This is a genomic window from Mycobacterium sp. TH-M82 (assembly GCF_057473605.1).
In genome coordinates, this window is sequence record NZ_JBYCKY010000919.1 from 1 (window position 1) to 8,359 (window position 8,359).

The window sequence follows — 8,359 nt, forward strand, 5'->3', positions numbered from 1 at the left end:
GTCGGGGTCAATGACGTCAGCGCCGCCCAGTGTCACCATGAATCGGCGGTTGGCGTCATCGATGTGCATCAGCCGGCTGATGTCGTAGGTGACCAGAACCGCGCGGCGGTTCGGTGTGATCAGGTAGTTCCATGACGCCCGTGCTCGGCGATGTCGCGGGAGCACCGATTCGTCCGTGTGCAGCTGAGCGTGGTTGGTCGAGTAGGGAATCGCGCCGAGCACGGCCCGTTGGTCATGCGAGGGATTGTCGAGTAGGCGCAGCGCCTGGTCGGGGTGGACGGCAACGACGGCTGCGTCGAAAAGCCGCGGGGCAGCGTCGCCGGCGCGCACCAGCACCCCGTCGGGGAGCCGACGCAACGAGTGCACGGGGGTGCCTACCACAACCTGGTCGAGCCGTTCAACGATGGCGTTCACGTAGGTCACCGACCCGCCTTTCACGGTGCGCCACGTCGGTGATCCGAACACCGACAGCATCCCGTGGTGGTGGAGAAACACAAACAGATACCGGGCCGGGTAGCGCAGCGCGTCGGTGGCCCCACACGACCACACCGCCGCCACCAGCGGCGTGATGAAGTGCTCGACAAAATACGCGGAAAAGCGTTGGCGGATCAAAAATGTGGCCAACGTTTCCAGATCGTCGGCCGCCGCGTCTCGCAACACACCAGTCGCGGCGCGGTGGAAGCGGGCGATCTCGGCCAGCATCACCAGATAGCGAGGCCGCAACGACCCCCAGGAGGTAAACAAGCCACCGATGCCGACCGCGCCCGCATACTCAAGTCCGCTGGCGTCGGCCCGCACCGACATCGACATCTCGGCCTGCTGGGTGGCGACACCGAGTTCTGCAAACAGCCGGCATAACGTCGGGTAGGTCCGGTCGTTGTGCACCAGAAACGCGGAGTCAACCGCGACCGCAGTGCCGTCACCGCGATCGACGAGGTGGGTGTGCGCGTGGCCGCCCAGGCGCGTGTCGGCCTCGTAGAGCGTGACCCGATCCTGCGCGGACAACACGTAGGCGGCCGTCAGACCGGAAACGCCGCTGCCGATAACCGCAACGGAGCGGGGTATGTCGAACCTCTGCACATCTTGTATTCGGAGCCAGACAGGGCGCGGATCGCACCGGGCTGGCCGCAGCCGTCGAGCGGCGGGTGACGTGGAGTCAGGACACGTCAAGGCCGATTGCGCGTGCGCAGTATCGCCACAGGCGCTGACGGTCTCGGTCGCTGTCCCGGGTGAGGGGCAGGTAGTGCTCCGGGCGCGGCCGCCGATCATGCCAGAACCGGCCGGTCGGCGGCGCGGGGGTGGTCGCGGCCAGCCACACGGCGGTATCGGCGCCCTGCGCAGGTGAGCGCAGCAGTGGGCCGGTCAGCATCCGAAAGACCGGCAAGGAATCGGCCACCCCGGGTGTGTCCGCCCACCCGGGATGCATGCAATACACCGAGATTCCTCGCCCGGCCCAGCGGTCAGCGAGGATCGGGGTGAGCGCCACCTGCATCCGCTTGGTCCGCGCATAAGCAGTGGCGCCGCGGTAGAGCCCACTGCGGTATTCGGGATCCTCGACCGCCAGGGCTTGGGTGTACATCCCGCCCGAGGACATCAAGACCACCCGTGGGTCGCAGGAGTTGGCCAAGCTGGGGGCGAGCAGCTCGGTCAGCAACACCGGACCCAGCACATGGGTGGCCAGCGTCAGCTCGTGCCCGTCGTCGGTCTCGGTGCGGGTGGCCGGCAGCACCCCGGCGTTGTGAACGACAACGTCCAGCGCTGACAGCCGGCTGGCCAGGTCGGCGGCGAATTCGCGCACTGCACCCAGGTTGGCGACGTCGCAGACCTCCACCGTCAGGTCGGCGTCCGGGTGGGCCGCGGCGAGCTTATCGCGTGCCTGCTCACCACGTTCGCGATTGCGGACGGTCATCAGCACACGCGCTCCCAGCCCAGCCAGGCCGGCGGCGATCGCCATGCCGATCCCGCTGTTGGCGCCGGTGACCATCGCGCTACGCCCGCGTAGCGCCCCCGGCGCAGGGTCACCTGCCCAGTCCGATCGCCGCAGCCGGTAACCGACGCGGCTGTAGCCGGGGATGACCGCCCGGTCCAGAAATGTGTCCAGCAGCGACCTGCCGGGGTTGCGCGCACTCACGCCAACCACTGTGCCTGATCGCGGGCCGATGGTTTCCCCGGTAGCGTCGGAAGATGGGTTTGGTCTATTCCAGCGTCGTCGACGCCCCACGTGATGAGATCTTCGCCTGGTACGGCCGGCCGGGAGCGTTCCTGCGACTGTCGCCGCCATGGCAGCCGATACGAGTCGTCGCGGAGGCCCGTTCGCTGCAGGATGGCCGTGCCATGCTCGCGCTGCCGGGCGGGCTTCGCTGGGTCGCTGCGCACCGGGCGGACTCCTACGATCCGCCGCGGCGCTTCGTCGACGAGATCAGCAGCGACGGGCTGGCATCGCTGCCGGCGGCGTTGGCGGTCCGGTGGCGGCACACGCACGACTTCGAAGAGCTCGCCGACGGTAAGACCCGGGTGGTCGACCGGGTCGAATCCCCAATTCCCGGCCGGGTGTTGCGTCCGATGTTCGCCTACCGGCATCGCCAACTGGCCGACGACCTCGCCGCACACCAACGCGCGGTCGAGCACGGCCTCGCCCCGGCGACAGTCGCCGTCACCGGTTCTTCCGGACTCGTCGGTTCGGCCCTGACCGCGTTCCTTTCCACCGGCGGTCACCGGGTCATTCGGCTGGTGCGCCATGCTGTGACCAAATCCGATGAGCGGCAATGGAATCCTCATGATCCCGATCCGGGCCTGCTGGCAGGGGTCGACGCGGTGATTCACCTGGCCGGCACCTCGATCGCGGGTCGCTTCACCGAAGGGCATCGACGCGCGATCCGCAGCAGCCGAATCGGGCCGACCCGTCTGCTGGCCGAACTGGCCTGGCGAACCCCCGACGGGCCGAGGGTGCTGATCTGCGCCTCGGCTGTCGGATACTACGGCTACGACCGCGGCGACCAGATCTTGACCGAGGACAGCGAGCGCGGGGAGGGGTTTCTCGCCGACGCCGTCGCCGACTGGGAGGACGCGCTCACACCGGCAGAACAGGCCGGCATCCGGGTGGTGCGTATCCGCACCGGGATCGTGCAATCTCCACACGGCGGGACGCTGCGCCTGCTGCGTCCGCTGTTCGCCGCCGGGCTCGGCGGCCGGGTCGGCGACGGCCAGCAGTGGCTGCCCTGGATCGGGATCGACGACCTGGTCGACATCTACCACCGCGGCCTGTGGGACACCGGCTTGTCCGGTCCGGTCAACGCCGTTGCCCCCGAGCCGGTCCGAAACGTCGACTACACCCGCACCCTGGGTCACGTTCTGAACCGGCCCACACTGTTGCCGGTGCCAGCGCTCGGCCCCCGCATGCTGTTGGGCGATCAGGGCTCCCGCGAACTGGCCTGCGCGAGTCAACGTGTGGTCCCCACCCGCCTGCACGGTGCCGATCACCGGTTCCGCCATCCCAATCTCGAGCAGGCCTTGCGTCACCTGCTCGGCCGTACTGCTGCCCCGTAGTGGGTCATGCGACGCCAATCAGCTTGTTCGCTGGTTGGTTTCGGGCTATCCCGCTAAATCCAACGAACCCAGTCCTGAGCTGAACCATGTCGGATCCAACCCGAGTTCGGCGGCAATCGCTGTCACAGCCGCCGGTGTGTTAATTGCCGGGTAGGTGGTGGCAAACTCCGACTCCGGTAGAAGTCCCAGAGCAACCAGTGCGTCTTTGACGCCTTGATAGGCGCCGGTGACCAGCTGTTCGACGATGGTTATCAGATTGAAATCCGGAGGAGGCACGCTCGGGTATTCGGGCAGATGCACGCCGAGGCTGTCAAGTAACGGTTTAGCTAGCTGTTCAAGATCGGCGATCAGGTTGAAGCCGGGAAACAGTTGCGCCGGGGTCGGCACGTCGGCATAGCCGTTTGGGTTGTAGCCCAGGTTGACAAGGACGGTGAGATCCGGTTGCAGCAGGTCGGCCAGCGGCGTTCCGACGACGGGAATTGCACGCAGCGGTTCCAGCAGCGGCAAGTCCGGGGTTGGAATCATGAAGTAGTGGGTGACCCCGTCGTAGCCGGGCGACGTTGCCAGTGGCACCGCGCTGTGAATCTGTTCAGCCGTCAGATTCACATACTGGGTGTGCACGTATTGTGCACCAAGAACGGCGTTCAGATCCGCTAAGAGGTTGCCGGTGTACTGGGGAAAGTCGGCGGCACCGTCATACTGGCCAGTGTAGATATCGGTCGGATAGACCGTGTCCGGTGGCGTCGGTCCGTAGAACGGGATACCCAGGACTGGAATGTTCGTGGTGAAGCGCGTGAAGAGGCCGCCGTCAGGATTGTCCAGGTCGCCGATGAGCATGAAGGACAGCTCATCTGGGCTCGGCCGTTCGTCCAGAGGCAGGGCGTCAAGTGCGTTCATCTCCAGCGTGGCGATCACCGCGCTCTGCGAGTAGCCGAAGACCAGGGTGTCGGCGTCCGCAGGCCGTCCCAGAATCGCGTCGTTGAGGATCAACTGGCCCTGCGCTACCGACTGATCCAGGGTCAGACCGCTGATACCCGGAATGTTGACGCCCTCGGGTGTGTACAACCCGAACGGCGTGTAACCCGCGAAAAGGGAGTTGGACTGAATGTATGCATCGTTGATGGCCGTCACGTAACTGGGCGCAGGTTGTGGGTTCAAGGTGCCGCCCATGATGAACGCGGTGCCATCGGTTGAGGGGTCACCCTGGGCGGACGCCGCGTCCATCACCGACATCAACGCCAACAGGCTGGTACCGACATTCGCTAACAGCGCCATACCGATCCAACGGTACCGATCACTTACCATAGTAAACTCCGGGAATGCTTGTTTCATAATGACTTTCGTCGTTACCGTTGTTCATGACGAGACGAGGCTTCGGTTACCGTCACACGTCTTTCCGAGCTCTTGCTCACCACCTAATGCCGCTCCTGCGAACAACTTCGAAGCTCGCGTCATGTGCGGTTCAGCATAGAAATGTGCCCTGACAGCACGGTGGCGAAGCCGCACCAAAGCGGATACAGCAGCAGCGGCACCGCGCGCGCCCCCCGCGCGTCGATCGCCCGACGAGCCAAATCGGCACTGCTGGCCGTCAGCACGGCGCTGAGGACCGTCGCCGAGGCGAAACGGCGCCGGTTGAAGAAGACCCACGACCAGCTGGCGTTGAGGGCGAGATTGACGGCGAGCGCGACCTGGTAAGCCCGACGTCGACCGTCGAAACCGGTGTCCCTCAACCGGTCGATCGTGGACGCCGAAACGACCGCGACGTCGGCGTACAGCGCCGACCAAATCACCGGAAACACTTGTCGGGGCGGTTGATAGCCCGGCTTTCGCAGCTGTTCATACCAGTTCTGTTGGATAGCCGGAGCGGTCGCTAGACCGCCGATTGTGGACGTGGCAGCGACCGCAGCGATGGTGGCGAGCAACGTAGAACGACGCATGTTGGTCCTTCGCATCAGGGGTGTGATTTGACAGGTACGGCGATCTCGTTGCGACGAAACATCGGGACGGTCCACGGCGGATCGTAGAACCACGCGGAGGATGTGCCGACAGGCTCAAAACCCATTTCGTGTAGGGCTCGCATCAGCTCGGCCGTCTGCGACGCGACCGTGCGGTGACTGGTACTGCCCGAAAACCGGCGAACCGCGACGGTCTCGGCCGGGACAGTCACCAACCGTACGGCAGGGTCATTCGGCTCGGGCAGTGACTCCATTGTCTTCTCGGCAGGCATGAAGAAGCGGATCACCCATCCGCCACCGGCGTTGACTTCTTGTGATGCCAGGGCCGTCGTCGCGATCTTCTCACCGTGCTGGCCTCCTGGCTGTTGGGCGACGGGTGCAGTCATGGCGATCTTGGTGTCCGAACGGTTGCCGCCGAAGATGTAACCGGCAAGGCGCCTGAAACCGGCGCTGCGGGCCGCCTCCTCATCGGCTATGACGGTTGTCTCCGCAGCGATCCGCGGACCGTAGCGCCGAATCTCCACGTCGCCAGTGAGCTGCTCGACGCTGTGTGCAGGCTCTTCGGTGCCGTGGCGCACGCCCACGACCGAGCCACCGGCTTCGAGCAGCCCTTTCGCCACCTTGGCGATTGTTCCCAGCATGACTGTCTCCTTATCCAGCGGTTTCTGAGGGCATATACCTGTCTCGGCGCCGGCGCATCGTCCTGATATACGCAAGCAGTTTACCGGGCTTCCGACACTTTGTTCAGTTGATCAATTTTTAACTGCGTGAAATGCTCGGGGTCATGTGCTGGGAGCGCGTGTCTGCCTCGGTGACTGGACGTCGTTCGTGGCTGGTGGCGCTGGCCATCCTCATGGTCTCGGGTGCGTTGATGGCTCTGAGCGGCGACAACAGCGCCGCCACGCAGTCGCCGATTTCCGTGCCCGGCTCGTCGGAGTCCGCCGCGGCCACGGCCGCTCTGCGCCAGTTTCCTGGCGGCAACCGGGTGTCGGCGATCCTGGTCATCACCCGCAGCGACGGGTCACCACTGACACCTGCCGATCTGGGTGCCGCCGAGCAGGCCCGCGAGCGCATGCAGCGGGTTGCGCAGACACTGCCCGGCGCACCGGCACCGGTGCTGGCGTCCGGAGACGGCCAAGCGGTAATCGCCACGGTGTCGTTGACGGCAAAGCTGTCCGGGTTCGAGCTCAGCAACGCCGTCACGGCGCTGCGGGCAGCCGCCGTCGACGGGCTGCCCTCGGAGTTGACCGCGCACGTCACCGGCGGGCCGGCCTTCGGCGCCGATATCGCCAACGCGTTCACCGGCGCGAACATCACCCTGCTGGTGGTGACCGCCCTGGTGGTCGCAGTTCTGCTCATCGTCACCTATCGCTCACCGGTGTTGTGGCTGGTTCCGCTCACCGTGATCGGGTTCGCCGACCGGGTCGCCACCGTGGTGGGCGCCGATGTCGCCAAGATCACCGGTGTCACCTTCGACGGCGCCACCTCCGGCATCACCAGCGTGCTGGTCTTCGGTGCCGGCACCAACTACGCCTTGCTGCTGATCTCGGGCTACCGCGAAGAACTGCGCAACGACCTGGGCCGTCGCGCCGCGTTGCGCCGGGCGGTTCGCGCCGCCGGCCCAGCCATCCTGGCCAGCAACGCCACCGTCGTGCTCGCCTTGCTGACGCTGATCGCCGCAGTGACTCCAAGCACTCGAAGCCTGGGTATCTGCGCGGCCTGCGGACTCGCCGTGGCCGCTTTATTCGTGTTGTTGGCCTTGCCCCCACTGCTGGCGCTGTGCGGGCGAAACGTGTTCTGGCCGTTCATTCCCCGCGCCGGTGACCCACCGACGTCGGCGACCGGGGTCTGGCACCGGGTCGCCGATGCGGTCGGCCGCCGGCCCGGCCCGGTCTGCGCGCTGGCTGTCACCATGTTGGCCGCGTCGGCCACCGGGTTGTTCACCACCCACATCGGCCTGTCGCAGACCGAACAGTTCCGCGTCGACGCCGACTCGGTCACCGGGTTCGACATGCTGGCCGCGCACTTCCCCGGCGGAGCATCCGACCCGACCGTCGTGATCGCCGCCACCGCCCGAGCGCCACAGGTCCAACAGGCCATCACCGCGGTCCCCGGCGTTGTCTCGGCGGCTGCTACGGGTCAGTCGACCTCCGGGCTGACTAGGTTCTCGGTGGTGATCGACGCCGCCCCGTCGACCACCGAAGCATTCAAGACCATCGATGCTCTCCGGGATTCGGTCAGATCGGTGGATCCGAGGGCACTGGTCGGAGGTGCGGATGCGCAAGCACTCGATACCCGTGATGCCGCCGCCCGTGACCGCCTGGTGCTGATCCCGGCGATTCTGCTGGTCGTGCTGGCGGTGCTCGGCGTGCTGTTGCGCGCGGTGATCGCGCCACCGGTGCTGGTCGGCGCCACCGTGCTCAGCGCACTGGGCGCGCTGGGCCTGGGCGGCTGGGCCAGCATCCATGTGTTCGGCTTTCCCGCGTTGGACAACAGCACACCGTTGTTCGCGTTCCTGTTTTTGGTCGCCCTCGGCGTCGACTACACCATCTTCCTGGTGACACGCGCCCGCGAAGAGACCCGTGAACACGGCACCCGAGACGGCATGGTGCGCGCGGTCTCGGCCACCGGCGGCGTCATCACCAGCGCCGGAGTGGTGTTGGCCGCGGTGTTCTGCGTGCTTGGCGTGTTGCCGCTGATCGTGTTGACTCAGCTGGGCGTCATCGTCGGGCTCGGAATTCTGCTCGACACCTTCGTTGTCCGCACGCTGATCATTCCGGCGCTGTTCGCGCTGATCGGCGACCGGATCTGGTGGCCTACTTTTCCGTTACGCTCACACCTTGATAACGACGCAGCGC

The 8,359-nt window shown here is 66.0% G+C and carries 7 protein-coding genes; 2 read left to right on the forward strand and 5 right to left on the reverse strand.

What is annotated here, in order from left to right:
* A partial coding sequence (locus AC2VON_RS26845) for an NAD(P)/FAD-dependent oxidoreductase (protein WP_486955495.1) occupies nucleotides 1-1,065 on the reverse strand: 1,065 nt, incomplete at its 3' end.
* A gap of 91 nt (nucleotides 1,066-1,156) precedes the next feature.
* Nucleotides 1,157-2,131: an SDR family NAD(P)-dependent oxidoreductase gene (locus tag AC2VON_RS26850; protein WP_486955489.1), complete on the reverse strand. Its 975-nt coding sequence runs from the start codon at nucleotides 2,129-2,131 to the stop codon at nucleotides 1,157-1,159.
* Between the two features lie 53 nt (nucleotides 2,132-2,184).
* Here AC2VON_RS26850 and AC2VON_RS26855 point away from each other — a divergent pair, with 53 nt between their 5' ends.
* Nucleotides 2,185-3,546 (forward strand): TIGR01777 family oxidoreductase, encoded by a 1,362-nt coding sequence (locus AC2VON_RS26855; RefSeq protein WP_486955490.1) that lies wholly within the window; start codon nucleotides 2,185-2,187, stop codon nucleotides 3,544-3,546.
* A 45-nt stretch (nucleotides 3,547-3,591) separates the two neighbouring features.
* On the opposite strand, the gene AC2VON_RS26860 is transcribed toward AC2VON_RS26855, so the two are convergent.
* From AC2VON_RS26860 to AC2VON_RS26870, 3 genes are all read right to left on the reverse strand, one after another.
* Entirely contained in the window at nucleotides 3,592-4,821 is a 1,230-nt protein-coding gene (locus tag AC2VON_RS26860) for a PE-PPE domain-containing protein (RefSeq protein ID WP_486955491.1), read from the reverse strand.
* A gap of 176 nt (nucleotides 4,822-4,997) precedes the next feature.
* On the reverse strand, nucleotides 4,998-5,498 hold the full coding sequence (locus AC2VON_RS26865) for a TspO/MBR family protein (RefSeq protein WP_486955492.1): 501 nt from the start codon (nucleotides 5,496-5,498) through the stop codon (nucleotides 4,998-5,000).
* Nucleotides 5,498-6,142 carry an SOUL family heme-binding protein gene (locus tag AC2VON_RS26870; RefSeq protein WP_486955493.1) on the reverse strand — a complete coding sequence of 215 codons (645 nt, stop codon included), beginning with the start codon at nucleotides 6,140-6,142 and terminating at the stop codon, nucleotides 5,498-5,500. The genes AC2VON_RS26865 and AC2VON_RS26870 overlap by 1 nt, the downstream gene beginning before the upstream one ends.
* Before the next feature lie 143 nt (nucleotides 6,143-6,285).
* On the opposite strand from AC2VON_RS26870, the gene AC2VON_RS26875 reads away from it, so the two are divergent.
* A partial coding sequence (locus AC2VON_RS26875) for an MMPL family transporter (RefSeq protein ID WP_486955494.1) occupies nucleotides 6,286-8,359 on the forward strand: 2,074 nt, incomplete at its 3' end.

Coding starts and splice junctions, on each gene's coding strand:
- AC2VON_RS26860 (WP_486955491.1), bottom strand. CDS start 4,821: ATGGCGCTGTTAGCGAATGTCGGTACCAGCCTGTTGGCGTTGATGTCG.
- AC2VON_RS26870 (WP_486955493.1), bottom strand. CDS start 6,142: ATGCTGGGAACAATCGCCAAGGTGGCGAAAGGGCTGCTCGAAGCCGGT.
- AC2VON_RS26865 (WP_486955492.1), bottom strand. CDS start 5,498: ATGCGAAGGACCAACATGCGTCGTTCTACGTTGCTCGCCACCATCGCT.
- AC2VON_RS26855 (WP_486955490.1), top strand. CDS start 2,185: ATGGGTTTGGTCTATTCCAGCGTCGTCGACGCCCCACGTGATGAGATC.